Origin of the sequence: Arthrobacter sp. MMS18-M83 (genome assembly GCF_026683955.1) — a bacterium.
GTDB lineage: Bacteria > Actinomycetota > Actinomycetes > Actinomycetales > Micrococcaceae > Arthrobacter.
The window spans coordinates 365,853-391,084 of sequence record NZ_CP113343.1; the positions used below are offsets into that span (position 1 = coordinate 365,853).

Genomic DNA, 25,232 nt, shown 5'->3' on the forward strand with positions numbered 1-25,232 from the left:
AATTCAGGTGATCCCTGGCGCGAGCCAGGGACACAGTAAACCCGATTCAACCAATCCGTACTCGAGCATCCGTCTCGGGATGAAAGGAGCGTGTTGGCATGACACACACGTATGCAGCGAAGGGAACCGCCTCCGGCGCCGGAACGGCCACAAAAGCCCCGCTCGAAGCAGATCGAGCAGTCCCTTGCGGCGATGCCGGAAACGACGTGAGCACGCTCTGGGAATCGCTGCTCGGCAGCGAGATCCGCATGCTGGATGCCGGCGGGTGGCAAACCCGCATACTGGAAGCGGGAAGCGGCGAACCCATCATCCTGCTTCACGGCACGGGCGGACACGTCGAGGCCTGGGCAAAGAACGTGCGCGAACTGGCCAAGAACTTCCGTGTGATCGCGATCGACATGGTCGGGCACGGGCTGACGGCCAAGCCCGATCTTGAGTATGTGCTGCCCGACTACACGACGCACGTGCGTGCCGTGATGGACGCCCTCGGCATCGCCCGTGCACATTTCGTCGGGCTTTCACTGGGCGCCTGGGTAGCGTCCTGGCTCGCCCTCGAGACTCCGGAACGGGTGCTGCGCATCGTCAACTGCACGGGCGGCGTGTTCCGTTGGCCGGAGGGCCAGGACGAGAACGAAGCTGCCGGGCGGAAACGGTTTGTCGGCACCAGCTCCGGGCTCTCCGAACTCACCCTCGACAGCGTGCGCAAGCGGCTGCACCTGCTGTTCCACGACCCTGCAAAATGTCCGGAGGAACTCGTCGCCGTGCGGCTTAGCCTCTATACACAGCCCGGGGCGGCCGAGACGATCCCGCTGCTGCACCATATGCTCGCCTACGACTCGCCCGACCGGGTGACGTACAGCCTCACGAAGGAGCGTCTGCAAGCCCTGCGTTCGCCTGTGCTGTACCTATGGGGCGAGTTCAACCCGGGCGGCTCGGTCGAGAACGCTGCGCGTGCCGCTGATCTCACTCCCGACGGCGAGCTCCAGGTAATCCCGGGCGCGGGCCACTGGCCGCAGTGGGAGACCGCAAGCCAATTCAACCAATCCGTGCTCGAGTATCTGTCTCGGGATGATGGATGACCCGCACGTATGTCGTGACCGGAGCTGCCTCCGGCATCGGAGCAGCGACGAAAGCCCTCCTCGAAGATCACGGGCACCGCGTGATCGACGTCGACCTTCACAATGCCGACGTCACCGGCGACCTCGCCTCGCCGCTAGGGCGCGCCGCGATCATCAAGCGCATCAAGAATGCCGCCAGCGACTCGCTCGACGGCGTCATCACCTGCGCAGGGCTGCGCGCCGCAGCCCCGGACACAATCTCGGTGAACTTCTTCGGCACGGTGGAACTCCTCGAGGGCCTCCGCCCGCTGCTCGCGAAGTCCCCAGCGCCGCGCGCCGCGGTGGTCAGCTCGCTTTCGTCAGTGTCGCCACAGGATCCTGCAATCGTCGATGCCGCCCTTGCCGGCAACGAGCCGCTGGCCCGGGCCGCCGTTGAAGCATCCCGGCCTGACCACACAGGCCGGCCGAGGGTCTACTCGTCGTCGAAGACCGCAGTGTCGCGATGGGTGCGCCAGAACGCCATCAAGGCCGAATGGGGTGGAGCGGGCATCCTGCTGAATGCGGTCGCGCCAGGCACTGTGAAGACGGCTATGACGACTGATGTCACGGCTTCCCCCGAAGCCACGGCAAGCTGGCTGGCCAACTTGCCGAATCCGCAGAACCGCATCGGCGAAGCGCGCGAGATTGCCGCTGTGCTCGTCTGGCTCGCGTCAGCCGAGAACTCGATGATCCTCGGCCAGACGGTCTTCGCCGACCTCGGCACCGAGACCCTGCTTCGTGGCGATTACGTCTGGTAAAGACGACCATTCGAAACCTGAGAGGAACCAATCATGACGGACACAATGGCGTTCTGCGCCTCGCACAGCCCTCTTATCGACACCGTGGACGGAGGGGCTGAGGGCGAGCGCTTTCTCGCCGCGCTCGAGTCAGGGAAGTCTGCGATCCAGGAGTTCGACCCGGAACTCGTCGTATTCTTCGGCCCGGATCATGCCAGGGCCCTGGACAACCTCGTGCCGGCCTTCACGGTCGTCACGTCTGCAGATGGCTACGGCGACTGGGGCACACCGAAGGACGCCTATGATGTGCCGGCCGAGGAGGCGACCGCGCTTGCTACGGCACTTCTCGGCCAGGGCTTCGACATCGCGCTCGGCAGCAACATCCACCTCGATCACGGCTTCAGCCAGACTTTCCTTCAGCTGTTTGGCTCCCTCGGCGCTATTCCGACGCTTCCGATCGTAATCAACTGCGCCCGTGCTCCCCAGCCGCCGGTCGAGCGGGTCGTGGACTTTGCGCGCGCCGTCGGCTCGTCGCTCGCCACCTCCGGCAAACGCATCCTGTTCGTCGGTTCCGGCGGCCTTTCACACACGCCGCCGTCGATGAGCAAGGAGATGCTAAGTCTGTCCGAGGAGGAGCGCGAAGCAGTTTCCCGCCGCACCGTGGAGAAGGCCGGCGAGCTCATCCGCCCTGAATGGGATGCCGGGTTCCTCCGGCAGATGTCTGCGTCGGACTGGGACTCGCTGCGTGCGATCACAGGCGCCGAACTCGATTCGATCGGTTCGGGAACCCACGAAATCCGCACCTGGCTCGCAGCGTGGTCCGCCGCCGATGCGCCGTCGGGGTTGTCCACGTATGAGTCCGTCGTGCCATGGATCACCGGCATGGGCTTGATCTACAGCGAGCCGATCCCCGCCCGCTGACATGTCGCACTGCGTCTTTGTTCCAGCCGGTGGAACAGCTTTGTTGCCGACCTGGCCCGTTGCGCGTGATGGTTGGCTCCTCAGAACACGACTCAACGAAGAAAAGGAAGATAATGACCGCAGCAGCCAGCACGCCCGCGTCCCCCGTGGCAGACCCGGAGATCGGCCTGGCGCTGGGCCACGGCCGATTCGCGACGAATTACCATGACCTCGGTTCCGGACCGGTAGTGTTGCTGTTGCACGGCTCCGGTCCGGGCGTCTCCGCCTGGGCGAACTGGCGGCTCGTCATGCCTCGGCTCGCAGAGAACCACCGGGTGATTGCGCCCGATATTGTCGGCTTCGGCTACACAGAGATCGACCACGACATCGTGCCCACTCTGCCGGTCTGGCTCGAGCACATCACCAGCTTTCTCAGCGCTCTGGATGTCGACCGTGTGCTCCTCGTCGGCAATAGCTTCGGCGGAGCGATTTCGCTCTGGCTGGCATCAGAGCACCCAGAATTGGTCGAGAAGATCGTACTCATGGGGAGCGTCGGATCTGACTTCAAGATCACGGAGGGTCTCGAGGCCGTGTGGGGTTACGAGCCCTCTATTGAAGGCATGGCGAATCTCCTCGATGTGTTCACCCACGACACAGCGAAACTGCCATCGACCCTCGCGGCTGCGCGCTTCGAAGCATCGAACAAGCCCGGCGCGGCAAAGCGCTGGAATTCGCTTTTCCCGGCTCCCCGCCAGCGCTGGATCGAAGCACTTGCGCTTGGTGCAGATCGCCTCGGCCGCCTCAAGCAGCCGACGCTGCTTGTGCACGGGCGAGAGGACAAGGTCATCCCGCTCGAGAGTTCGTACCAGCTGCTTGAGCACATTGACGATGCTCAGCTGCATGTCTACCCTCATTGCGGGCACTGGGTGCAGATCGAACGCGCAACCGACTTTACCGAGCTCGTGGCCGACTTCTTCGCGGCCACGGCGTCGGCACAATCGTGACTGCTGCGGCCGCGATCTCCGGGGTCGGGCTCGTCGTCGCTGAGCGCGACGACTTCTCGAGCGCGACGACCCTCGCGCTCAGGGCCATCGACGAGGCATGTGCCGACGCCGGAATCGCCATCGGGGACATAGACGGCTTGCTCCTTAACCACAACGAGCTTCTCGCGGAGGACAAGGTCACCCTTGACATCGGCAGGCAGGGCGCCTTCGGCGAGCTGCGGCTGCTCTACGAACTGAACGCAAAGGGTACAACGTTCTCTGTCCTCATCGACCTCGCCCGTCAGGCAATCTCCGCCGGACGCGCTAACACCGTGGTTGTGCTGTTTGCGGATGCCGCGATGCGGCCTGGCGTAGGGTCCGGCGCCGCGTTCGCCGCCATGGGCGGTTCCCGCGGCCAGCGTGGGTTGGAGCGGGCCGGCGGAATGCTAGGGGCGGTTGCCGCATACGCCTTCCTCGCCGCCCACTACCTGCAGGAGACCCAGGCCACGGCTGACGACCTGCGCGCGGTCGCCGTCGCTCAGCGCGAATGGGCCAAAGGCAACACGTTCGCCAGAACCCGCACGACCCTCAGCAACGAGGAATATTACGCCAGCCCATTCGTTGCCGAGCCGCTGCGCCGCCTCGATTGCGCCCGCCCCGTCAACGGCGCGGCAGCCGTCATAGTCACGACGGCTGACCGGGCGGGCTCCGGGCGGCACCGCGCCGTGCACGTCGCCGGGGCTGCGCAGCGCTCGATCGAAAGGCGCCGCCACGCCCCGGTCTCGCCGTGGGAGCCAGTCGGCGCAGCCGAGGCCTTCGCCGACGCGCTCGGCCAGTCCGGCATGACCGCAGCGGACGTGGATGTACTGCAGGTCTACGATCCGTTCACCATCGTTCCTCTCATTCTGCTCGAAGCGTTCGGCTATGCGGAGCGGGGAGGCGCGGGCGACCTCGTGAATGCCGGCCAGACCGGTCCCGGCGGATCGATCCCGACCAACACTGGTGGCGGGCAGGTCGCAAGCTATTACCTGCAGGGCGTTACGCCCGTCATTGAGGCCATCACCCAACTGCGGGGCACAGGCGGAGCACGGCAAGTGCGTGACGCGAGCGTCGCCGCGATCGCGGCGATCGGCGGCCGGCTCGAGCACCATTCAACCCTTGTACTGGATCTCGAGGTGCCATGGTGAACGCGGCCCTGGAGGACTGGCTGGTGCTGGATGCCGCTGCTCCCAGCATTGAAGAGCCGTTGCTCACCTTTCTGGATGGCACAGCGCGCGGCGAACTGGTCTTGCCTTTCTGCACCAACGGGCATCCGCTCGATTTCGATCAGGGCCGCTGCGAGCAGGACGGCTCAACCGAACAACCGGTGTGGAGAACAGTATCGAGCCGGGCGACCGTGATCGCGTCGATCGTGATGCACCGCACCGAGAAGACCTTCGTGAAGGCCGTGGTGCCGTACCCGGTGATCGAGGTCGAACTCGGCTCCGGGCATCGCCTGTATGTATCGACGGACCGGGAGCCCGAGCGGAATTACCAAGCGGGAGACCAGGTCGAGCTGACCTTCGTCGTCGTCGGAGAGACGCGTATCCCGCGGATCCAAGTTGAAGAACCGAAGAATAAAAGGAGTGGACAATGACTATGCGACTGGAGCAGGACCGCCTGGCGGCGGACGCCATCGATTACGAGAAACTCATCCAGCGCGACCGTGTGCACGGTTCGCTTTACACAGATGCCGACATCTTCCAGAAAGAGATGCGCGACATCTATGAGAGCCAGTGGGTGTTCGTCGCGCACGAGAGCGAGATCCCCGAGCCCGGCGACTACGTGCGCCGCCGCATTGGCGAGCAGCCTCTTATCGTCGCCTGCGGCAAGGACCTCAAAGTGCGCGTGATGCTCAATCGCTGCACCCACCGCGGCAACATGCTCTGCCAGTCCGACGCCGGCAACGCGACATTGTTCCGCTGTTCCTTCCACGGCTGGACCTTCAGCAACGACGGGCGCCTCCAGGGCGTCTCGTTCCGCGGAGGCTACGAGCAGTCGCTGGGCGAGCTGCGCAGCGAACTCGGCCTCGCCGAAGCTGCCCAGGTCGGCACCTACGGTGGCTTCATCTTCGCGAACCTCAGCGGCGACGCGGGCGACCTCGAGCACTACCTCGGCAACGCCAAGGATGCGATCGACCGTCTCGTCCGGATGTCGCCGGCAGGCGGGATCGACCTTTCCGCTGGCTGGATGAAGCACGACAACAACGCCAACTGGAAGGTCGTCAACGAGGTACAGGTCGACGGATACCACCCTCTGTTCGTACACGAGTCGCTGTACAAGGCCATCAAACCGGCCAAGGTGGACTACAGCTCCGACGAACTGCGCGTCGCTGTGCGCGACCTCGGCGGCGGGCACAGCGAGGTCGACTACACGGCCGAGTACCAGGCGCAGGACCGCGAGTTCATCTGGTTCTCCAGCATCCCCCGCAGCCGGGTCCCCGACTACATCGAAGCCATGGAAGCACTGCACGGCCCGGAGAGGACCCACGACATCCTCGTCGATGGCCCCCCGCATACGTTTATCTGGCCGAATCTCTTCCTGGCCGAAATGCAGGTCATGTTTATCGAGCCGCTGTCTGTCGAGCAAACGATCCAGTACACCGCGCCGATCAAGCTGCTCGGCGCAGAGGAAATGAGTGCGCGCATCATCCGCCAGACCGAGGGCGCGATGGGGCCAGCAGGCTTCCTGATCGCCGATGACGCGGAGATGGGCGAGCGCAACCAGGTCGGCCTGCATGCCCAGGAGCCGGAGTGGGTACTGTTCGGCCGGGGCTTCGAGAGCGAGAAGGTCGAGCCCCGTGGGATCACTTCGTACGACCGCACCTCTGAGACATCGCAGCGCGGCATGTGGCAGCACTACCGCACCCTCATGACGGAGACCACCAATGACTGAGATCCAATCGATCGCTACCCCTGCCGGCTCCGTGTCCGCGGAACTCGTCGACTTCGTCGTCCACGAGGCACGCCTCGCCGACGAGAACCGCTACGCGGAGTGGGAGTCACTGTGGGCGGATGACGGCATCTACTGGGTTCCGACCGGTGATCAAAAAGACCCACAGACTCAGGTGTCGTTCGTCTTCGACAATCGCCATCGCATCGGCTCGCGCATCGCCCAGCTGCGCTCCGGCCGGCGCCACTCGCAGACCCCGCCATCCAAGATGCGGCGCCAACTCTCCAACTTCGAGGTGCTGTCCGACGACGGCGGCGAGGTCGAGCTCGCGGCAAACTTCTCATTATTCGAACACCGGTACACGACCACGATCTGGGCCGGGCGCTACCTCTACCGCCTGCGATACACCGCCGACGGACTCTCACTAGTGAAGAAGACCGTGCTGCTTATCAATAACGAGAGCGCCATCAGGACCATCGCTTTCATCCTCTAGATAGGAATAGTCATGCTGGTTGGAGACATCCCCCGTCTCAATGCTCGCCGGTACGCAGGCAAGACTGCCGTCATCTGCGGTGACCGGGAGCTCACCTGGTCCGCCGTGAACGAGCGCGCGAACAGGCTCGGCGCCTACCTGCTGGGCGCGGGCCTGCAGCGCGGCGATCGCGTCGCCGTGATCGCCTCGAACATCCTCGAGTGGCCGGAAATCTCGTTCGGAATCTCCAAGGCCGGACTGGTGCTCGTACCTGTCAATGTGCGTCTCGCCGTGCCGGAGATCATCTTCCTGCTCGACGACGCAGGGGCGAAGGCGCTGATCTTCGATTCGGAGAGCGCCAACGTCGCCAGTGAGGTGATCGCAGCCGGCAACGGACTCGGCGTCGTCCTGCAGATCGGCGGCAGCGACCTCGCGCCGGAGTATGAGCGCGAGATCGACGCCGTCGGGTCGGCCACCCTCTCGTCGGCGGGCCTCTCCCCGGACGATTTGCGGGCGCTCATCTACACCAGCGGCACAACGGGCCTGCCGAAGGCCGTGACAAACACCCACCGTGCCATGATCTATGGCGCCATGGACCACGTGCAGACCGTGAATGCGAAATCGACGGATGTCGGGCTCGCCATCACACCGTTCTTCACCTCCGGCGGCGCGATGCGCACCCTCTCATGGGCCTACCTCGGGCAGACCATGGTGGTGCTGCCGAAGTTCAACGAGGAACAGATCGTGCACCACTTCAAGCGGTACAACGTCACCAACACCATCATGGTCCCGACCATGCTCAGCAGGCTGTGCACATACCTTCAGACCCAGCCGCACCAGGACTTCCCGGCCCTCGGCTCGATCGGCTATGGATCCGCTCCCAGCTCCCCCGCCCTCATCCGCAACGCGATGGACCTGCTCGGCTGCGACTTCTGGCAGCGCTACGGCCAGAGCGAGGTGGCCGGATTCGTGACCCATCTGTCACCGCAGGACCACCGGGAAATCGTCGCCGGGCGGGCGGAGATCGCCAAGTCGTGCGGCACCGAGTCCGCGTCCTCGGACATCACCGTGCTCGACGACGACGGGCAGGAGCTTCCGCCCGGTGAGATCGGCGAGGTGGTGATCAAGTCCGACGCCGTGAGCAATGGCTACTGGAACCGCCCGGATGTCACCGCCGAAAGATTCTGGAGAGGTGAACTGCACACCGGTGACATGGCCTATCGCGACCAGGACGGCTACCTGTACCTCGTCGACCGGAAGAACGATCTCATCATCAGCGGCGCTTTCAACATCTACCCCGGCGAGATCGAGCGGATCATCAACACCCACCCCGCCGTACGCATGGCGGCCGTTTTCGGTGTACCCCACCCCGCCTGGGGTGAGACGCCGATCGTCGCAGTTGTGCCTAGCGACGACTGGGTGGCGGGAACGCCCGCCCTCGAACAGGAGCTCAAAGACCTGTGCAGAGCCAACCTGGCCGGCTACAAACAGCCGGGAGGATTCGAATTCCTGGACGAGTTCCCGGTGAGTGCCGCCGGAAAAATCCTCAAGACAGAACTAAAGAAGCCTCACCAGAAGCAGGGCTCCTGATGCCGGCGCCGGAAGCATCCGTCCCGAGGGACGCCACGATCGCCCTGGCCGCGGTGGAGTTGCGCCGCTCGGAAATCAAAGCCGTGCCCGTCGGCGCCGTCAGCGGGGAACCGTGGTTCGTGCAGCCTGATGAGGCCTACCGGGTGCAGCTCGCCCAAGCTGCGACCCGCACAGAGGCCGGCGGCGTCCGTCGCGGCTTCAAGGTCGGTCTCACGAGCAGCGGCATGCAGAATCTGCTCGGAGTGACGGAGCCTGATTTCGGCCACCTCTTCGCGGACATGGAGGTGAAGAACGGGGGCACCCTGAACCCGCGGGAATTCATCCTCCCGAGGGCAGAGCCCGAACTCGCGTTCGTCCTTGGGGCTCGTCTCGGTGCAGACCGGGTACTCCCCGAGGACGTCATCGCGGCGACCGACTACGTCACGGTCGCGATCGAGGTGGTGGACAGCCGGGTTCGCGATTGGAAAATCACCTGGACTGACACCGTTGCCGATAACGGCTCGTCGTCACGGTTCGTGCTGGGTGGCACGCGGGTGTACCTGGCTGACGCGGCCGGCACTTTGCACTCCTTGCGTACCGAGCTCGTCAAGAACGACGAGCTCGTCGGCAAGGCACCGCTGTCGGAAGTCATGGGTGATCCGATCGCCTCAGTCTGCTGGCTGGCGGAGACCTTGTGGCGATTCGGGATCCAGATGCAGCCGGGGGATGTGATCCTTTCCGGCAGCCCGTGCGCCGCGACGAACCTCCTTCCGGGGGACCACGTGCTGGCCACCATCGAGAGTATCGGCTCCGTCTCTGTGACGGTCGACGACGAGAGGAAGGGGACGCCATGAGCGACCTGGACGGCGCCGACGAGGCCCTCATTTGGAACGAGTTCGCCGAGATCCGCATCAGCCTCGACTTCAAAGGCATAACCCCGAGACTCTTCCTCGAGAACCTTGAAACCGGCGCCTCAACCTACCTCGACCCGCTCGAGCTCGCAACCATCATCGACACCCCCGACGAGCTCAAATTCCGCTGGCTCAACATCGGCGCGTACAGCAATAACGATTGAACGGGCGGCCTACCGTGCCCCGTGCAGATCGTGCTGAGGGCGAACCCACTGGCTGGAACGCAACGCTTGCCGGGGGCCGAGCCCACCGCGAAGCTGATGCACACAGGAGTGGGCAAAGAGGCGCACTCCTGAACTCTGGAAGGAAAGACAGATGCTCCTCACCCGGAAGAAGCTTCGCGTGCAACGCGCCGCAGTCATTACGGCAAGCGCCCTGGGCATCACCCTCGCACTCACGGCATGTGGGTCGAATAGCTCGACAAGCTCGGCCACTGCAAGTGACACCTCGCCGATCAGGATCGGAGTCGATCTATCCCTCACCGGCCCGATCGCCTTCGCCGGCGTTCAGGAATACGCCGGATTCAAGCTGGCTGTAGCGGCCATCAACGACTCGGAGGCAAAGGTCCTCGGCCGCAAGATTGAACTCGTGCCGCTTGACGACAAGTCGACGCCTGACCAGTCGGTACTCAACATCCGCAAGCTTGTCCAGCAGGAAAAGGTCGTTGCGATTGCCGGGCCCGGCAGCTCGAACTCCACCGTGGTAGGTGCGCAGACGGCGACGACCCTCAAGATTCCTCTCATGGCAAGTCCCTCGACAACCGGGGATATCTGGGAAGGCCCGAACGTCGCCAAGTGGGGCTTCGGCGCCGCCGGCAACGGTTCGGCTCTCGGTAACGGCTGCATCAACTCGGTGGCGGCCGCCGAGGCTAAGAACGGCACCAAGGTCAAGACGATCGCCATCGGGGAGGAGACCAATCCCGGTCCTCAGTCTTACGTAGCCGGCGTCAAGAAATGGGCGGCACAGAACAACGTCCAGGTGCTGACAACGGTCGACTGGGCCAGTGACTCGACCAACCTCACGACGCAGATGAACCAGCTCCTGGCAGCCAAGCCCGACGTCATTTCCATCTCGGCGCTGCAGGCGACTGACACCCTCGCAGTGAAGGCGCTCGATCAGCTCGGTGCCCTCGGCACAACGCCGGTCGCAAATTGTTCGGCGATCACCCTCGGTACGTTCTACCAGGCGATGGGTGCGACGGCGGAGAAGCCGCACTTCTACACGCAGATCCTCCTCGCCGATGCCTACCCCGCTATCAAGACCGGTCAGGAGAATGACGCAGAGCGACAGAAGGTCGTCGACGCGTTCGCCAAGTACCCGGATGTCGCGGGTGTGCCCAACCTAAGCAACTTCGCCCACGGCGGCTGGGACGTCATCCAGGTGCTCGCAAGGGCCATCGAGAGTGCCAAGTCGACCGACCCGGACAAGATCAGGCAGGCGCTCGAGAAGACGAACTACGTAGGCGCGCAGAACACGATGGTCTTCAGTGACACCCAGCACAGGTCCACGTACGAGGACTACGCGAAGATCGCCAGCGTCGTTGTCTTCGGCGCCAACGGCTCCCTCTCCATTCCGAAATAACCGGAAGAACAGGTAAGCATTCTCATGGACTTGGCATTCTTCCTCCAGTTGGCCGTCACCGGCGTGACAACAGGGGCGATCTATGCGGCCGTGGCCATGGGCTTCGTTCTGGTATTCCGGGTGACCGGGATCCTGAACTTCGCCCAGGGCGAGCTACTGATGGTCGGCGGCATGCTCATCATCAGCTTCCGAGGTGCAGGATGGCCGCTCATCGCGGCCATCCCCGCCACCATCGCGCTGGTTTTCCTGCTTGGGTGCGCCGTCTACGCATTCGCACTCGGGCCGGCGATCAAACGGGGAACGAACATCTCCCTCCTGCTGATCACCCTTGGTCTCTCCCAGATCATGCAGGGGCTCGCACAGCTCGGTTGGGGCAGCGATCCGCGCTATACGCCCGACTTCACCCCGACCGATCGCCCGCTGGCACTCTTCAACGTCTCCATCACGTCGCAGTCCATCTGGATCATGGGAGGCGTGCTGGTAGCCCTCGGTGTTACCTACGTTGTGCTGGAGCGCACCGGGATCGGGCGGGCGCTCCGGGCGTCATCGATCGATCCGATGATGGCCAGGCTCTCCGGGATCAACGTACGGCTGGTCTCGCTGATCGCGTTCGGAGCAGCCGGAGCGCTGGCGGCGGTCGGCGGCTTGCTGCTCGCCCCCGTGATCGGCATGACCTATGCGACGGGAAGCCTCATCGGGGTGAAGGGTATCGCTGCGGCCGTCATCGGCGGCTTCGGGAGCATTCCCGGCGCTATCGTTGGCGGCATCGCGCTCGGGCTGCTCGAGTCGATCGCCTCCCTTATCTCTACCGGGCTGCAGACGGGCATATCACTGCTGGCAGTAGTGCTCGTGCTACTCGTTCTCCCGAACGGCATCCTCGGTGACCGGCGCATCAAGACAGCTGAGGGGGTCTGAGATGAAATCACCGCTAATGCTCAAGCGGCGCCGCCAACATTTCATCTGGCTTGGCGCTGTCGTGGTGGTGGCCCTTATCCCGCGCATCTTCGGCGACGGGTACTCGCAGACGGTCATCCTCACCATAGGCCTCTACGCCATCTTCGGAATCGGCCTGCAGATGACGATGGGCACTGGCGGCATCCTCAACATGGGACACGCGGCGTTCATCGGCATCGGCGCATACTCGTCCGGGATCGTGACCGTCCACGGCGGCACTGCCTGGGCCGGCATGCTTACCGGCATTGTCGTGAGCGGGGCACTAGCCCTCATAGTCGGGCTGCCAATCCTGCGGCTGCGTTCGCTGTACCTGGCGATCGCCACACTCTGCATTGCTCTCGCCATCACCAATATCACCGGGTTCTGGACGCCGGTGACCGGCGGCCAGAACGGCCTGTTCGGCATCCAGCCGTTCGCCGTCGGGGATTTCACCTTCACCGAACTGCCTTCGCAGATCTATCTGATCTGGGGCTTTCTGCTCTTTGCGGTCATGATCAGGATCAATCTGCGATACTCCGTCGTTGGGCGCGAGTTCGAGGCCATCAAAGACAGCGACCTCGCCACGTCGTCCCTTGGCATAAACCACGGCGCGCGCAGGCTGCAGATCTTCGTGATTGGATCCGTGATCGGTGCAGTGGGCGGCAGCCTCTACGCGACCTATCTGTCGGCAATAACGCCCGATCTGTTCGGTTTCCAGCTCCTCATCCAGATCTTCGTGCTGGTGTCGCTTGGCGGCATGCTCTCGCTGTGGGGGGCACCTATCGGCGCCATCGCCGTCGTTTGCCTGCATGAATTCCTGATCCCGGCGATCTCGGGCGGCGCTCCCGGGCCGATCGAACTCGTCATCTTCGGTGTGATCCTCGTGGTTGTCATGATCTTCGCCCCGAACGGCGTCACAGACCAGATAGTCATCACGGGGCGCCAGCTCCTTTATCTCGCCCGTCGCAAGCGCAGATCGGACGTCCCCGCCGAGCCCGAGACCACGGCAGTCAGCCCAAACGCGAAGAAGGTCGTTGTATGAGCGTTGCAGCAGCCCAGCAGGTCGACACGGCACTCACCGTCCGCGGGATCACCAAGAGCTTCGGCGGAAACCATGTGCTTCGGGGAGTCGACATGTCCGTCGCCCCCGGCAGCCTGCACTTTCTGATCGGGCCCAACGGCGCCGGCAAGACGACGCTGTTCAACGTCATCAGCGGCTTCATCCCTGCCGACGACGGCGAGGTATCGTTATTCGGCAGGGACGTGACCGGCGACCATGCTAGGACCATCGCCCGGCAGGGCCTCGCGCGAACCTTCCAGAACCTGCAGCTGTTCGACAGCCTCACAGTGGCCGAAAACGTGCTCATGGCGCTGCACGCCGACATGAAGGTCGGCCTACTGCGCTCGATGAGCGGCCTATTCGTGGACCGAGAAGAGAACCTGGAATACGCAAAGGCCTTTGAATGGCTCGACCGGTTCGGCCTCGCGAAGTACGCTGCGTCGATGCCCGCCGATCTCGCCTACGGCGATCGCCGCCTGGTCGAGATCATCCGAGCCTTCGCCACCCAGCCGAAGGTAGTGCTGCTCGACGAACCGGCCGCAGGGCTTGGCGTCAGCGCACGCGCGAACCTTTTTTCCGTGCTGAAAGACCTCCGCGCGGAAAACATGACAGTCGTGCTAATCGAGCACGACATGAAGTTCGGGATGGCCTTGGCCGACGAAGTCACCGTTCTCGACATCGGTGCCCGAATCGCCCACGGATCCCCGGCAGCGGTGCAGCAGGATGACGCCGTCATCTCCGCATACCTTGGCAAGAGAGCGACAAACGATGACTGAGCCGGCCGACACCATCCTTGAGATCGACTCCGTCGTTTCGGGCTACGGCGAACTGGAAATCCTGCATGGAGCGACGCTCGATGTCCGCGCCGGCGAGATCGTGGCGCTTATCGGATCCAACGGCGCAGGCAAGACCAGCCTGATGAAGACCATAGCCGGCCTGCTGAAAGTGCGCGGCGGCGACATCCGTTTGCGCGGGCAGTCGATCAGGGGGACAAGCGTCGAGGCGATCGTGCGGAAGGGCATCAGCCTGGTGCCAGAGGGCAGGCATGTCTTCGCGGGAATGAAAGTCGAAGACAACCTGTTGCTCGGCGCGTACGGGCTCGCCAAGTCCGAGCGCGACGCCAGACTCGAGGAGACGCTGGAGCGCTTCCCGCTGCTGCAAGAGCGTGCGAAGCAGGATGCAGGCTCTCTCTCCGGCGGGCAGCAGCAGTTGCTCGTCGTTGCGCGAGCACTGATGCGTTCGCCCTCCGTACTACTGCTCGACGAGCCTTCACTTGGCCTCTCACCGCTCATGGTGCAGACGGTGTTCGAGGTCATCGCTTCGCTTCGGCAGTCGGGCGTGAGCGTGCTGCTCGTCGAGCAAAACGTCGTGGCAGGCCTCGAACTAGCCGATCGCGCCTACGTCATCGAAAACGGCGCGATCGCGCGCTCCGGGCTCGCAAGTGACCTGCTCGCAGACCCGACGCTATCCAGCTCTTTCCTCGGAAGCGCGGCCCTGTGACAGCTCGCTGCTGCCAGGGCGTCCAAACCCCTCCTCATCCCAGTAAGGAAACATGGTGAAAACCAAGATAGCCATTATCGGCTCCGGCAATATCGGTACAGACCTGATGTTCAAGGTCATGCACAACTCAGAGTCGCTCGAGGTCGGCGCACTCGTGGGGATCGACCCGGAATCTGACGGTCTGCTCCGTGCCCATCGTCTCGGCATCCCGACAGTGTCGACCGGCGTCGCCGGTCTCCTCGAACTCGACACTTTTGACGACATCGCCATCGTGTTCGACGCGACGTCTGCGCAGGCCCACATCGCGAACGCCGAGTTGCTCGCACCATATGGCAAGCGGCTGGTGGACCTGACTCCGGCCGCGATCGGGCCGTACACGATTCCCACAGTGAACCTCGAACAGAACCTGGACGCCCCGAACGTCAATATGGTCACGTGCGGAGGGCAGGCCACCATCCCGATCGTCGCGGCCATCTCCATGGTCACACCCGTGCATTACGCCGAGATCGTCGCCACCATCGCGTCGAAGTCCGCAGGCCCCGGCACCCGCGCGAACATAGACGAGTTCACCGAGACGACGAGCCTCGCCATCGAGCGTGTCGGCGGCGCAAAGCGCGGCAAGGCGATCATCGTTCTCAATCCGGCCGACCCGCCGGTAGTCATGCGCGATACGGTGCTTGCACTGATCGATCTCGCGGACGATGCGGTACGGGAGCAGGTGACGAAGTCGATTGCCCGGATGGCCGAAGAAGTAGCCCAGTACGTGCCTGGCTACCGTCTAAAGCACACCGTTCAGTTCGCACATTTCGCGCCGGAAACGCCGATGCACACGCTCGTCGACGGAATCCCCGCGGAGGCACTCACCCAAGTCTCGGTCTTCCTCGCAGTGGAGGGCGCCGGCGCGTATCTTCCGTCCTACGCGGGCAACCTCGACATCATGACATCGGCGGCATTGCGCGTCGGCGAGCGGATCGCCGAGCAGGCCGGCGCCGTGTCCATCTCAACAGAAAAGGCGACAGTGCGATGAGCGACAGTCACAAGCTCTATATCCAGGACGTTACGCTGCGCGATGGCATGCACGCCGTCCAGCACCGCTACTCCGTCGACCAGGTCCTGGAGATCGCCGCGGCGCTCGATGCGGCGGGGGTCGACGCGATCGAGATCGCCCATGGCGACGGCCTCGGCGGCTCCAGCCTCACCTACGGTCCGGCCGCCCATACAGACGAAGAGTGGATCGCGGCCGCGGCATCCGTCGTCAAGAACGCGAAGCTCACCACCCTGCTGCTGCCGGGCATCGGCACAATTCACGACCTGAAGCGTGCACACAGCCTCGGGGTCGCTTCGGTGCGCATCGCCACGCACGCGACGGAAGCAGACATAGCGGCCCAGCACATCGAAGCTGCGCGGAACCTCGGCATGGATGTCTCCGGCTTCCTCATGATGAGTCACATGAGCGAACCGGCCGACCTTGCAGCCCAGGCAAAGAAGATGGAATCGTACGGGGCACACTGCGTCTACGTGACGGACTCGGGCGGCCGCCTCACCATGGATGGCGTCCGGGCCCGGGTGCGCGCCTACCGTAATGTCCTAGACGAGCGAACCCAAATCGGCATCCACGCTCATGAGAACCTGTCCCTCGCCGTCGCCAACTCGGTCGTGGCCATCGAGGAGGGCGCATACCGGGTGGATGCCTCGCTTGCGGCCCATGGTGCTGGGGCGGGCAACTGCCCGATCGAGGCGTTCACCGCCGTCGCGGGCCTCTACGGCTGGGACCACGGCTGCAACGTCTTCGCACTTCAAGATGCTGCTGAAGACCTCGTGCGCCCGCTGCAGGACCGCCCGGTGCGGGTCGATCGCGAGACTCTCACGCTTGGCTTCTCCGGGGTCTATTCGAGCTTCCTGCGCCATGCGGAGCGGGCAGCCGCTGCCTACAGCCTCGACGCCCGCGACATCCTCGTCGAAGTCGGCCGCAGGGGATACGTCGGCGGCCAGGAGGACCTCATCGTCGATGTAGCCCTCGACCTCGCGCATTCCGGCCGGTGACCGCGGTGCCGACCTCGATCTACTTCGTGCAGACCAACGCCGTCAGCGGCGAAGATGAGGCCTTCAACCAATGGTACGACGCTGTGCATATCCCGCAGATCCTGCAAATCCCCGGCTTCGTCGCCGCCCAACGGTTCGAGTTCGACCCCAAAGCGACGACGGCACCGGCGCCCGATTACCGGTATGCTGCGGTCTACGAGGTTGAGGGTAGTGGAGCGGATGCCGCTGCCGCTCTCCGCCGGGCGATCCCGTATCTGCAGATGAGCGAGACTCTCGACGCTAGCCGCTCCCTCGTTCTCTACAAGGCCATCACCGATCGAATAGTAGCGCCGTAAGAATTCGGTGAATCGTGTGCCGGCCTCTGGGACGGTGATGCGAATCACCGTGAACGGCCGGGCACAAGACGGTCACCGAGGATTGGTCCTCGATGTACCTGTTAAGTCCTAGCGGCACCCTGCTTCAGCAATGGAAACAGGCCACAAAATGGCACTGGGAACTGCGGGCGCACAACCACGCCCTACGATGCGTCCTTAGCGGTGGTCGATGGTGCGGCAGGCACGAGGTGACAGCGACGGCCCGCAGGACCGCGCAACGGTCGCAATGCTGCGCGCTGCGGCGCGCTGCGGCGCGCTGCGGCGCGCGGCGGCGCGCGGCGGCGCGCGGCGGCGCGCGGCGGCGCGCGGCGGCGCGCGGCGCAGGCCGAACCACCATAGCAAGACATATCGGAATCTGAAACCAGCAGGTCCGATTCTGCCTCGCGTATCTGTGGCGCATCCTCGTGCGGACGGCGCGGGGTCAAGGCCTCCCCCGGCTCATTACAGTAACGCTTACGGGTTGTTGTTAGACTGGCTGGAATATAAGGTTCTGCGCGCACATACGGGCCGCCCCATGCGGGGCTGTTGCAAGATTCAGGAGTTAAACATGAGCCAAAGCACGGTGAAGACAGGTGTCCGTCAGCGGCGCGAACGCGGATCGATCACCCCTGAGGAGATCATCAAGGGTGCCTTTGCCGTGGCCGACCGCGACTCGCTGGACAACCTCAGCATGCCGGAACTCGCGCGCCACCTCGGCGTGGGCGTAACCAGCGTTTACTGGTACTTCCGCAAGAAGGACGATCTGATCCAAACCATGAGCGATCAGGCCATCCGAACAGTGCACAGCCAATTGCCGGAACCAGAGGACCCCGCTCAATGGCGGGCCTATCTTGCAGGTTATTTCCGCAGGATGCGGCAAGTCTTCCTGGCGAACGACACGATTTCAGACTTGGTGCTTGTCCGGACGCGCTCGTACTCTCTCCCGGCAACACACCTGACGTACCAGGGGGTCGAGGACGCACTGGAGATGCTCGTCCGGGCAGGATTCACGCCGCTCACGGCATGGAACCTCTACAGCGCCCTGTCGATTTTCACGCGGGGAATAATCATCTCCGAACGGATCCAACGTATGAACAATGCACCCTCGCTGGACGACCGGCAGATCAAGCTCCTTGAACCTGAAAAGATGCCGCTGCTGACCACGCTGGTCGGAGAAGAGTCCATCTCCCTGTCCATGGTCGGCGACGACAACTTCGAATACGGGATTGAGGCCATGCTGGAGACGTTCGAGCGGCAGCTTCAGTCCGAGAAGTAGGCATCCGCCTCCCCAGACAGTCCCTCAGGGTATCGAAACTACTTTTGTAGGTCATACTGTAAGGCTTTCGGTTATGATGTGGAAACCATCCCAGTAAGACCTATCAGTAGGAGTGGATATGACCAGTACCGGAACGACCGAAACCATCGAGATCTTGCAGGACGTCATCGTTGAACGAGTCGGCCAGGTCAGCCTGATCACCATTAACCGGCCCAATGCCCGCAATGCCGTCAACCAGGCAGTCTGTATTGGTGTCGGCGAGGCCTTGGAGGCAGCGGAGCAGGACCCGGACATTCGCGCCATCGTCATCACCGGTGCAGGCGACAAAGCCTTCTGCGCCGGGGCTGACCTGAAGGCGATTACCCGCGGCGAGGCAATCCTCCCCCCGGGCCGGGAACACTGGGGACTTGCCGGTTTTGTGAACCATCCGGTCAGCAAACCCACCATTGCGGCCGTCAATGGGGCCGCACTCGGCGGCGGAACGGAAATCGTCCTCGCTGCTGATCTGGCAGTCGCCGCCGATACCGCTTCGTTCGGACTCCCCGAAGCAAAACGCGGCCTGGTGGCCGGTGCCGGCGGCGCGTTCCGCCTGCCGCGCCGGATCCCGCCGCTGGTGGCCATGGAACTCTTGCTGACCGGGGAACCGATCGACGCCAAGGCGGCCCTTGAGCTGCATCTGGTGAACAAAGTGGTGCCGGCGGCAGATGTAGTCGCTGCTGCCTTGGCCCTTGCCCAGACCATCGCGGCGAATGCCCCCCTGTCGGTTCGGGCCCATAAGCGGATCGCGCTGGGGCTCGACGGAAACAGCCGGAGTACTGCCGACGCCAGCGGGTGGGCCGTGACCTCCGAGGAAATCGCCCGCACCTCGGGCTCCGAGGACGCCAAAGAAGGTCCCCGCGCCTTCGCCGAAAAGCGCGCTCCCCGGTGGACTGGCCGCTAAACAAAAAAGTTCGTGCTGCCCGCCGAAAGCTGTTGCGGCTTCGGCGGGTAGCACGAACCTGTCGCACCTGGACCGCTAGATATTGAAGCGCAAACCGGCATCAATACGGATGACTTCACCGTTGAGGTAGTCGTTCTCCGCAATGTTCAGGGCCAGCTGGGCGTATTCGTCCGCCCGGCCCAGCCGCTTTGGGTTCGGAATACCGGCGGCAAAGCGTGCGTGCGCATCCTCTTCGGACATTCTGTAAGCGGGCGTGAAGAATGTTCCGGGAGCAATGCACATGACACGCACACCGATCGGAGCCAGGTCCCGGGCCGCGGTCAGGTTCAGGCCGATGACCCCGCCCTTGGCCGCGGAGTAATCGCTCTGGCCCACCTGTCCCTCATATCCGGCAATCGACGCCGTCGTGATGATCACGCCGCGCTGGTTCGAATCGAGGGGATCATTCTTCGCCATTTCGGCTGCAGCTTGGCTCAAGACGTTGAATGTACCTGTCAGGAAGATCTCCACCGTCCGCCTGAAAGTATCCAGTGAATAAGTCTTTCCTTCGCGGTTGACAATCCGCGCACCTGCCGCGGGCCCGCCATGGACAATCACCGTTGTCCGCAGCGGCCCCAGCTCGCTCGCAGCCTGGATCGCTGCGGCGACAGACTCCTCATTGCAGACGTCGGTTTTGATGTAGGTGACTTTGTCGCCCAGCGCCTCCGCCAGCGCCTGTCCCTTCTCGTCAGCAAGATCGGCGATGACGACCTTGACTCCTCTTTCGACCAGGCGCCGCACCGTTGCTTCGCCAAATCCTCCAGCGCCGCCGGTAACGAGGGCCGAACTTCCGGTCAGATCCATAGTCTCTCCTTCAAGTTGGTGTGTGCATTTCCTACCATATAGCCTACTGTTGGGTTTACGGTATAGACTTCAAGCGATCCATCGAGAACATCAGTGCAGCGTCACGGCAATCATCCGGCGTTGACCCGACGAGGAAGAGTGAAAAGACATGAGCAACCCGGTCATCGTCGGAGCGGCGCGCACCGCCGTCGGCACCGCAAACAGAGGCACCCTTGCCAACACTCCCGCGGAGGAACTGGCTGTCGCGGTCCTTAAGGAGACGGTCCGCCGGTCCGGCTTGGACCCGCAGCGATTCGATGATGTCATCTTCGCCGAGTCCATGTACGGCGGAGGCGTCCTGGCGCGCCACGCCGCCGTCGCGGCCGGCATGTTGTCGGTACCCGGCCAGGCCGTCAACCGCCACTGCGCCGGCAGCCTCACCGCCATAGGTGCGGCCGCCGCATCGGTCAAATCCGGAATGGAGAGCGCAATCATCGCCGGCGGCGTGCAGTCGAGTTCCCTGAGCCCGAAGCTGCGCCAGCGGGTGCCCGGGACGACCAACCACTTCCAGGACCCGTGGATGCCCGTGACCCACCCCTTCCAGGAAAATGCTCCGGCTGACGACATGTCCATCTCTGTGGGATGGAACACGGCTCAGCACGTCGGCCTCAGCCGGAACCAGATGGATGAATGGGCCTTCCGCTCGCACCAACGCGCCATCGAAGCCATCGACGGGGGATATTTCGAGGACGAGATCTTCCCTATCACCGTGAAGAACGCGCGGGGCGAACTGGTCCAGTTCTCGGTGGATGAGCATCCCCGCCGTGGGTCGTCGCTGGAGAAACTCGCATCACTGCGGCCCATCCATCCGGAAATCGAGGGCTTCTCCATTACCGCCGGCAACGCCAGCGGCGTGAACGACGCCGCGGCGGCAGTGGCCGTTACCAGTGCAGAACTGGCCAGGGACGAAGGACTCAGCCCCTTGGCCACCATCCGGGCCTGGACTGCGGTGGGCGTCGACCCGGCACTGATGGGCATGGGCGGTGTCCTCGCCATTCCCCGCGCCCTGTCCAAGGCGGGGCTCGAAGTAAAGGACGTCGACGTGTGGGAAATCAACGAGGCGTTCGCCGCTGTGCCGCTGGCAGCCTGCAAGGAACTCGGCATCGACGACGCAATTGTCAATATCCACGGCAGCGGATGCTCCATCGGCCATCCGGTCGCGGCCTCGGGCGCACGCATGGTCAATACGCTGATCCGCGATCTGCAGCGGCGCGGCGGCGGCATCGCCGTTGCTTCGATGTGCGCCGGCGGCGGCATGGGCGGTGCCCTGGTCATCGAGGTCTGAGGATGTCCATCCTGGCATCAGCCGCCTCCGGGACGACAGAGGACAGCGCATCATTCGCGGGACGCCTGACCGGACACTCTCCTCTGTCCCTGTTCGGAATCACCCGCACGTCAGCCGACGGGCAGCACGGCACCGGCATGAATCCAGGTCCGTGGATGACGGATGACGGCGGAAGCCTGCGTCCCGGATCGCTGGCGGTCCTGCTGGACCTGGAGCTCAGCTCACCTCTGTTCACCGGCCGGCCCTCGGCCCGGGCCGGACTCGCAACCTCTGAACTGTCCATCGATTTCGTGGCGGACGCCGCGCTGCTGGAGGGTCCTTTGACTGCTACGGCGTCCGTAATCCAAAAGGATGAGGACGGTGGACTCGTCCGAGGGCAGGCAGCCAACGACGGCGGAATCGTAGCTATCGCCACACTGGCCGGGCGGTATCTAAAGATGGCTGAGGATTACCGCGGTGCGGTTGACCTCAATCCGGGTAGACCCGATCCCAGCCTGACGATGCGGCAGGTCTTCACCCATCTGCCACATGTGACGGCGCAGGGGGCGGCCTTGAGCGTGCTGTCATCCCCGTGGCTGGCCAATCCCCGAGGGGTCATGCACGGCGGCATCCTGGCGGTTCTTGCAGAGTACGTCGCCTCAAGCGCCCTCGACGGCGGCGGCGGCGCATGGCAACCGTCATCGCTTCGGATCAACTACCTTCGGCCCTCGCCACTCGGTGAAGTCGTGTCGGTACGCGCGGTGCGCATCCAACAGGGGCGCAAACTGGCGCTCGTGAAGGTTGAGACGCTCAGGCCCGATGGCAAACACATCACCTCAGCACAGGTGTCCTTCACCAGGAAATCGGTGCCCGCAGATTCCCCGGGGCGGTCTCGGAATTGAAAACCCTAGAGCTGTATGAGGCAATCAGCCTCCCCAGCATGAACCCCTATTCCATCTTCGGAATAGACACGACCAAAGGAGCGATTCAATGAAGATCATCGTGCTTGTGAAGCAGGTGCCTGATACCTACGGAGAACGAAAGCTTTCCCCGAGCACCGGTGTGCTCGACCGTGAGGCGAGCGATACCATCGTCGACGAAATCAACGAGCGCGCCCTGGAAGTAGCCTTGCGCTACAAGGACAAGAACAAGGGCACGGAAGTTGTTGCTCTCTCCATGGGCCCCGCGTCCGTGACCGCAGCCCTGCGCAAGGCCCTCTCCATGGGCGCGGACTCAGCGGTCCACGTACTCGACGACGAGTTGACCGGATCCGATTTGGGGTGGACCTCTATCGCGCTGGCCGCGGCCGTGGCCAAAACCGGCTATGACTTGATCATTGCGGGCAACGAGTCCACCGACGGCCGCGGGGGCGTGGTCCCGGTGATGCTGGCCGAGCACTTGAACCTGCCGCACCTGAGCTTCCTCGATTCCGTTGATTTCAACGAGGACGTCATAAGCGGCGAACGCGGCACCGAAAGCGGCAGCCTGGCTGCGCATACACCCCTCCCCGCGGTAATCTCTGTAACCGAACGCGCTGCGGAAGCCCGCTTCCCGAATTTCAAGGGCATGATGACTGCCAAGCGGAAGCCGCTGGCCGTCCTGACGCTCACCGATCTCGGACTCGACCCGGCCCGGGCGTTCGCCGGAGTCGGGCGTTCAGTTATCAAAACCACCATCGAGCGCCCGGCGCGCACCGCAGGCAAGAAGATCATCGACGAGGGGAACGCGGGCGTCGAGCTCGCGGAGTTCCTCGCCGCTGGCCGCCTGATCTAAGGGAGGAACCGACATGTCAAACATCCTTGCATTCATCGAGATCTCGAACACCGGCCAGATCAGGAGGAGCGCACGCTCTCTGCTTACCGCGGCGGCCGCGCTCGGCAGACCGGTGGCAGTCGTGGCCACCGCACCCGGCACGGGCAACTCGCTCGTCGACGAGCTCGGCGCCCTGGGTGCCGAACAGGTCTACCTCGCCGAAAGCGACCAGCTCGGCACCTTGCTGGTCGCCGCACAGCTTGAGGCGCTCACCGCAGCCGCCGCCGAGCTGGCACCGACCGGCATACTGCTCTCGAATTCGATTGAAGGCCGCGACGTCGCCGGCCGCCTGGCCGTGCGGCTGCGCGCCGGACTCGTGGTCGACGCCGTCGATGTCCAGCTGGACGCCGGACAGATCCTCGCCACTCAGTCCGTCTTCGGCGGCGCATACACGGTGAAGTCGGCCGTTGAAGGCGGCCCGACCATCGTGACGGTCCGCCAGGGTGCAATAGAGGGACAAGCCCCCGCCGCGACCCCAACTGTGACCGCAACATCCGTGGCAACGAATGCCACCCAGTCGGCTGTGATCGACGCCGTCAACGACGCAACCACCACCTCGACCCGCCCGGAACTGCGGGATGCCCCGAAGATTGTCTCCGGTGGCCGCGGCCTGGGTTCGAAAGAGAAGTTTGTACTCGTCGAACAGCTCGCCGACGCGCTCGGTGCAGCAGTGGGTGCCTCGCGTGCCGCCGTCGACTCTGGTTTCATCCCGCAGACGTCCCAGGTAGGGCAGACGGGCGTGACGGTGTCCCCGCAGCTATATGTAGCTCTTGGGATTTCCGGTGCCATCCAGCACCGGGCGGGCATGCAGACCGCGAAGACGATTGTCGCAATCAACAAAGATGCCGACGCCCCGATCTTTGAGATCGCCGACTTCGGCGTCGTCGGTGACGTTTTCACCGTAGTACCGCAGCTCATCGAAGCGATGGCGGCACGCGCCAACTAAGTCCTATTCCCGGCCGGACCCTGCCCGGCCGGGGCGGGCGCCTCACCGCCTACCATCATCTAGTGGAGAAAACATGCAGTCACCAACGTCCACAGCGACAAAACCGCCGGCACGCGCCAAAAACAGGTGGGCCAAACTCGTATGGATCGTGCCCGCTGCTCTCGTGCTGCTCGTAGCACTGGTCCTCGCGGCCCGCTGGCTCCGCGAGCTGCCGTCCGTGCAGTCGTTCCTGACTGACTACCCGGGGGAATCACACCTCCCGGCGACCGCGCCGGTTGGGTTCCCGGCATGGCTGGCCTGGCAGCACTTCATGAATTCATTCTTGATCCTGCTGATCATCCGCTCCGGATGGCTGGTCCGCACCAGGAGCAAGGCACCTGCGCAATGGACGCGAAAGAACCAGGGCCTGATCAAAACCAAGGGCAGCCCGGTCAAGATCAGCTTGGACCTCTGGTTCCACTTGAGCCTGGACGCCCTCTGGGTGCTCAACGGGATTATCTTCTTCATCCTGATCTTCGCGACCGGGCAGTGGATGAGACTAGTCCCGACCAGCTGGGATGTATTCCCCAATGCCCTCTCTGCCGCGCTCCAGTACGCCTCTCTGGACTGGCCGGTCGAGAACGGCTGGGTCAGCTACAACAGCCTCCAGCTACTCGCGTACTTCACGACGGTCTTCATCGCCGCCCCGCTGGCTTTGGTCACCGGCCTGCGCATGTCGGGGGCCTGGCCGAAGAACGCCGAGAAGCTGAACAAGCTCTACCCGATCGAGGCGGCCCGGGCCATCCACCTGCCGGTCATGCTCTACTTCGTCGCCTTCATCCTGGTCCATGTCACCCTGGTGATGGCAACCGGGGCACTTCGGAACCTGAACCATATGTACGGGGTGCAGGACGGGGACAGCTGGGTGGGCTTCTGGTTCTTCGCAGGCTCACTGGTCACAATGGTCCTCGCCTGGACACTGGCCCGGCCGCTCTTCCTCCGTCCGGTCGCTTCCCTCACCGGGTCAGTGACCAAGAACTGAGTTATCGACAGACCCGGACTA

27 protein-coding genes are annotated in these 25,232 nt (G+C 63.8%); 26 read left to right on the plus strand and 1 reads right to left on the minus strand.

Translation table 11 applies throughout. The features are described from left to right. The first annotated feature begins 98 nt into the window (after nucleotides 1–98). The 21 genes from OW521_RS01725 (at nucleotide 99) to OW521_RS01825 (ending at nucleotide 19,286) form a co-directional block, all read left to right on the plus strand. Nucleotides 99–1,079 carry an alpha/beta fold hydrolase gene (locus OW521_RS01725; RefSeq protein ID WP_268022402.1) on the plus strand — a complete coding sequence of 327 codons (981 nt, stop codon included), beginning with the start codon at nucleotides 99–101 and terminating at the stop codon, nucleotides 1,077–1,079. Next, complete coding sequence (locus OW521_RS01730; protein ID WP_268022404.1) at nucleotides 1,076–1,855, plus strand: SDR family oxidoreductase; 780 nt, start codon at nucleotides 1,076–1,078, stop codon at nucleotides 1,853–1,855. Before OW521_RS01725 ends, OW521_RS01730 begins: the two co-directional genes overlap by 4 nt. A 33-nt stretch (nucleotides 1,856–1,888) precedes the next feature. Then, nucleotides 1,889–2,755: a hypothetical protein gene (locus OW521_RS01735; RefSeq protein WP_268022406.1), complete on the plus strand. Its 867-nt coding sequence runs from the start codon at nucleotides 1,889–1,891 to the stop codon at nucleotides 2,753–2,755. A 113-nt stretch (nucleotides 2,756–2,868) separates the two neighbouring features. Then, nucleotides 2,869–3,738: an alpha/beta fold hydrolase gene (locus OW521_RS01740; RefSeq protein WP_268022408.1), complete on the plus strand. Its 870-nt coding sequence runs from the start codon at nucleotides 2,869–2,871 to the stop codon at nucleotides 3,736–3,738. After that, nucleotides 3,735–4,904, plus strand: coding sequence for a thiolase family protein (locus OW521_RS01745; RefSeq protein ID WP_268022410.1), 1,170 nt, complete (start codon nucleotides 3,735–3,737; stop codon nucleotides 4,902–4,904). The genes OW521_RS01740 and OW521_RS01745 overlap by 4 nt, the downstream gene beginning before the upstream one ends. Beyond that, the gene (locus OW521_RS01750) at nucleotides 4,898–5,353 is read left to right on the plus strand and encodes an OB-fold domain-containing protein (protein WP_268022412.1); all 456 of its coding nucleotides are present in this window, start codon (nucleotides 4,898–4,900) and stop codon (nucleotides 5,351–5,353) included. Before OW521_RS01745 ends, OW521_RS01750 begins: the two co-directional genes overlap by 7 nt. Further along, the gene (locus OW521_RS01755) at nucleotides 5,350–6,651 is read left to right on the plus strand and encodes an aromatic ring-hydroxylating oxygenase subunit alpha (protein ID WP_268022414.1); all 1,302 of its coding nucleotides are present in this window, start codon (nucleotides 5,350–5,352) and stop codon (nucleotides 6,649–6,651) included. Before OW521_RS01750 ends, OW521_RS01755 begins: the two co-directional genes overlap by 4 nt. Next, nucleotides 6,644–7,141: an aromatic-ring-hydroxylating dioxygenase subunit beta gene (locus OW521_RS01760; protein WP_268022416.1), complete on the plus strand. Its 498-nt coding sequence runs from the start codon at nucleotides 6,644–6,646 to the stop codon at nucleotides 7,139–7,141. The genes OW521_RS01755 and OW521_RS01760 overlap by 8 nt, the downstream gene beginning before the upstream one ends. Nucleotides 7,142–7,153: 12 nt before the next feature. Further along, the gene (locus OW521_RS01765) at nucleotides 7,154–8,710 is read left to right on the plus strand and encodes a class I adenylate-forming enzyme family protein (RefSeq protein ID WP_268022418.1); all 1,557 of its coding nucleotides are present in this window, start codon (nucleotides 7,154–7,156) and stop codon (nucleotides 8,708–8,710) included. Beyond that, nucleotides 8,710–9,543 carry a 2-keto-4-pentenoate hydratase gene (locus OW521_RS01770; RefSeq protein WP_268022420.1) on the plus strand — a complete coding sequence of 278 codons (834 nt, stop codon included), beginning with the start codon at nucleotides 8,710–8,712 and terminating at the stop codon, nucleotides 9,541–9,543. Before OW521_RS01765 ends, OW521_RS01770 begins: the two co-directional genes overlap by 1 nt. Then, nucleotides 9,540–9,764, plus strand: coding sequence for a hypothetical protein (locus OW521_RS01775; RefSeq protein WP_268022422.1), 225 nt, complete (start codon nucleotides 9,540–9,542; stop codon nucleotides 9,762–9,764). Before OW521_RS01770 ends, OW521_RS01775 begins: the two co-directional genes overlap by 4 nt. A 151-nt stretch (nucleotides 9,765–9,915) precedes the next feature. Then, on the plus strand, nucleotides 9,916–11,181 hold the full coding sequence (locus OW521_RS01780) for an ABC transporter substrate-binding protein (RefSeq protein WP_268022424.1): 1,266 nt from the start codon (nucleotides 9,916–9,918) through the stop codon (nucleotides 11,179–11,181). A 24-nt stretch (nucleotides 11,182–11,205) separates the two neighbouring features. After that, nucleotides 11,206–12,096 (plus strand): branched-chain amino acid ABC transporter permease, encoded by an 891-nt coding sequence (locus OW521_RS01785; protein WP_268022426.1) that lies wholly within the window; start codon nucleotides 11,206–11,208, stop codon nucleotides 12,094–12,096. Nucleotide 12,097: 1 nt separating this feature from the next. Then, nucleotides 12,098–13,156: a branched-chain amino acid ABC transporter permease gene (locus OW521_RS01790; RefSeq protein ID WP_268022428.1), complete on the plus strand. Its 1,059-nt coding sequence runs from the start codon at nucleotides 12,098–12,100 to the stop codon at nucleotides 13,154–13,156. After that, entirely contained in the window at nucleotides 13,153–13,950 is a 798-nt protein-coding gene (locus OW521_RS01795; RefSeq protein ID WP_268022430.1) for an ABC transporter ATP-binding protein, read from the plus strand. Before OW521_RS01790 ends, OW521_RS01795 begins: the two co-directional genes overlap by 4 nt. Further along, a complete protein-coding gene (locus OW521_RS01800; RefSeq protein ID WP_268022432.1) occupies nucleotides 13,943–14,674 on the plus strand; it encodes an ABC transporter ATP-binding protein in 732 nt (243 codons plus the stop codon). The genes OW521_RS01795 and OW521_RS01800 overlap by 8 nt, the downstream gene beginning before the upstream one ends. Nucleotides 14,675–14,726: 52 nt before the next feature. Continuing rightward, nucleotides 14,727–15,701 carry an acetaldehyde dehydrogenase (acetylating) gene (locus OW521_RS01805; RefSeq protein ID WP_268022434.1) on the plus strand — a complete coding sequence of 325 codons (975 nt, stop codon included), beginning with the start codon at nucleotides 14,727–14,729 and terminating at the stop codon, nucleotides 15,699–15,701. After that, complete coding sequence (gene dmpG, locus OW521_RS01810) at nucleotides 15,698–16,717, plus strand: 4-hydroxy-2-oxovalerate aldolase (RefSeq protein WP_268022435.1); 1,020 nt, start codon at nucleotides 15,698–15,700, stop codon at nucleotides 16,715–16,717. The genes OW521_RS01805 and dmpG overlap by 4 nt, the downstream gene beginning before the upstream one ends. 5 nt (nucleotides 16,718–16,722) lie before the next feature. Then, a complete protein-coding gene (locus OW521_RS01815; RefSeq protein ID WP_268022436.1) occupies nucleotides 16,723–17,052 on the plus strand; it encodes a DUF4286 family protein in 330 nt (109 codons plus the stop codon). 586 nt (nucleotides 17,053–17,638) lie between these two features. After that, nucleotides 17,639–18,346 (plus strand): TetR/AcrR family transcriptional regulator, encoded by a 708-nt coding sequence (locus OW521_RS01820; RefSeq protein ID WP_268022437.1) that lies wholly within the window; start codon nucleotides 17,639–17,641, stop codon nucleotides 18,344–18,346. A gap of 118 nt (nucleotides 18,347–18,464) precedes the next feature. Next, nucleotides 18,465–19,286 (plus strand): crotonase/enoyl-CoA hydratase family protein, encoded by an 822-nt coding sequence (locus tag OW521_RS01825; RefSeq protein WP_268022439.1) that lies wholly within the window; start codon nucleotides 18,465–18,467, stop codon nucleotides 19,284–19,286. A 75-nt stretch (nucleotides 19,287–19,361) separates the two neighbouring features. Here the strand turns inward: OW521_RS01825 and OW521_RS01830 are convergent, their stop codons facing one another. Further along, nucleotides 19,362–20,129 (minus strand): SDR family NAD(P)-dependent oxidoreductase, encoded by a 768-nt coding sequence (locus OW521_RS01830; protein WP_268022441.1) that lies wholly within the window; start codon nucleotides 20,127–20,129, stop codon nucleotides 19,362–19,364. A gap of 148 nt (nucleotides 20,130–20,277) precedes the next feature. Between OW521_RS01830 and OW521_RS01835 the strand changes: the two genes are divergently transcribed. From OW521_RS01835 to OW521_RS01855, 5 genes are all read left to right on the plus strand, one after another. Then, complete coding sequence (locus OW521_RS01835) at nucleotides 20,278–21,453, plus strand: thiolase family protein (RefSeq protein WP_268022442.1); 1,176 nt, start codon at nucleotides 20,278–20,280, stop codon at nucleotides 21,451–21,453. Between the two features lie 2 nt (nucleotides 21,454–21,455). After that, entirely contained in the window at nucleotides 21,456–22,334 is an 879-nt protein-coding gene (locus OW521_RS01840) for a PaaI family thioesterase (RefSeq protein WP_268022444.1), read from the plus strand. 88 nt (nucleotides 22,335–22,422) lie between these two features. Then, nucleotides 22,423–23,205, plus strand: a complete 783-nt coding sequence (locus OW521_RS01845) for an electron transfer flavoprotein subunit beta/FixA family protein (protein ID WP_268022446.1) — start codon at nucleotides 22,423–22,425, stop codon at nucleotides 23,203–23,205. 13 nt (nucleotides 23,206–23,218) lie between these two features. Further along, entirely contained in the window at nucleotides 23,219–24,190 is a 972-nt protein-coding gene (locus tag OW521_RS01850) for an electron transfer flavoprotein subunit alpha/FixB family protein (RefSeq protein WP_268022447.1), read from the plus strand. Nucleotides 24,191–24,263: 73 nt separating this feature from the next. Beyond that, nucleotides 24,264–25,211, plus strand: a complete 948-nt coding sequence (locus OW521_RS01855; RefSeq protein ID WP_268022449.1) for a cytochrome b/b6 domain-containing protein — start codon at nucleotides 24,264–24,266, stop codon at nucleotides 25,209–25,211. Nucleotides 25,212–25,232 lie beyond the last annotated feature (21 nt).

Excerpts from the sequence above, each read along its gene's own strand:
- OW521_RS01855 (WP_268022449.1), top strand. The coding sequence starts at position 24,264 with ATGCAGTCACCAACGTCCACAGCGACAAAACCGCCGGCACGCGCCAAA.
- OW521_RS01740 (WP_268022408.1), top strand. The coding sequence starts at position 2,869 with ATGACCGCAGCAGCCAGCACGCCCGCGTCCCCCGTGGCAGACCCGGAG.
- OW521_RS01795 (WP_268022430.1), top strand. The coding sequence starts at position 13,153 with ATGAGCGTTGCAGCAGCCCAGCAGGTCGACACGGCACTCACCGTCCGC.
- OW521_RS01820 (WP_268022437.1), top strand. The coding sequence starts at position 17,639 with ATGAGCCAAAGCACGGTGAAGACAGGTGTCCGTCAGCGGCGCGAACGC.
- OW521_RS01765 (WP_268022418.1), top strand. The coding sequence starts at position 7,154 with ATGCTGGTTGGAGACATCCCCCGTCTCAATGCTCGCCGGTACGCAGGC.
- OW521_RS01735 (WP_268022406.1), top strand. The coding sequence starts at position 1,889 with ATGACGGACACAATGGCGTTCTGCGCCTCGCACAGCCCTCTTATCGAC.
- OW521_RS01830 (WP_268022441.1), bottom strand. The coding sequence starts at position 20,129 with ATGGATCTGACCGGAAGTTCGGCCCTCGTTACCGGCGGCGCTGGAGGA.
- OW521_RS01730 (WP_268022404.1), top strand. The coding sequence starts at position 1,076 with ATGACCCGCACGTATGTCGTGACCGGAGCTGCCTCCGGCATCGGAGCA.
- OW521_RS01780 (WP_268022424.1), top strand. The coding sequence starts at position 9,916 with ATGCTCCTCACCCGGAAGAAGCTTCGCGTGCAACGCGCCGCAGTCATT.
- OW521_RS01790 (WP_268022428.1), top strand. The coding sequence starts at position 12,098 with ATGAAATCACCGCTAATGCTCAAGCGGCGCCGCCAACATTTCATCTGG.
- OW521_RS01775 (WP_268022422.1), top strand. The coding sequence starts at position 9,540 with ATGAGCGACCTGGACGGCGCCGACGAGGCCCTCATTTGGAACGAGTTC.
- OW521_RS01805 (WP_268022434.1), top strand. The coding sequence starts at position 14,727 with ATGGTGAAAACCAAGATAGCCATTATCGGCTCCGGCAATATCGGTACA.
- OW521_RS01800 (WP_268022432.1), top strand. The coding sequence starts at position 13,943 with ATGACTGAGCCGGCCGACACCATCCTTGAGATCGACTCCGTCGTTTCG.
- OW521_RS01835 (WP_268022442.1), top strand. The coding sequence starts at position 20,278 with ATGAGCAACCCGGTCATCGTCGGAGCGGCGCGCACCGCCGTCGGCACC.
- OW521_RS01755 (WP_268022414.1), top strand. The coding sequence starts at position 5,350 with ATGACTATGCGACTGGAGCAGGACCGCCTGGCGGCGGACGCCATCGAT.
- OW521_RS01845 (WP_268022446.1), top strand. The coding sequence starts at position 22,423 with ATGAAGATCATCGTGCTTGTGAAGCAGGTGCCTGATACCTACGGAGAA.
- OW521_RS01785 (WP_268022426.1), top strand. The coding sequence starts at position 11,206 with ATGGACTTGGCATTCTTCCTCCAGTTGGCCGTCACCGGCGTGACAACA.
- OW521_RS01750 (WP_268022412.1), top strand. The coding sequence starts at position 4,898 with ATGGTGAACGCGGCCCTGGAGGACTGGCTGGTGCTGGATGCCGCTGCT.
- dmpG (WP_268022435.1), top strand. The coding sequence starts at position 15,698 with ATGAGCGACAGTCACAAGCTCTATATCCAGGACGTTACGCTGCGCGAT.
- OW521_RS01825 (WP_268022439.1), top strand. The coding sequence starts at position 18,465 with ATGACCAGTACCGGAACGACCGAAACCATCGAGATCTTGCAGGACGTC.
- OW521_RS01850 (WP_268022447.1), top strand. The coding sequence starts at position 23,219 with ATGTCAAACATCCTTGCATTCATCGAGATCTCGAACACCGGCCAGATC.
- OW521_RS01760 (WP_268022416.1), top strand. The coding sequence starts at position 6,644 with ATGACTGAGATCCAATCGATCGCTACCCCTGCCGGCTCCGTGTCCGCG.
- OW521_RS01725 (WP_268022402.1), top strand. The coding sequence starts at position 99 with ATGACACACACGTATGCAGCGAAGGGAACCGCCTCCGGCGCCGGAACG.
- OW521_RS01770 (WP_268022420.1), top strand. The coding sequence starts at position 8,710 with ATGCCGGCGCCGGAAGCATCCGTCCCGAGGGACGCCACGATCGCCCTG.
- OW521_RS01840 (WP_268022444.1), top strand. The coding sequence starts at position 21,456 with ATGTCCATCCTGGCATCAGCCGCCTCCGGGACGACAGAGGACAGCGCA.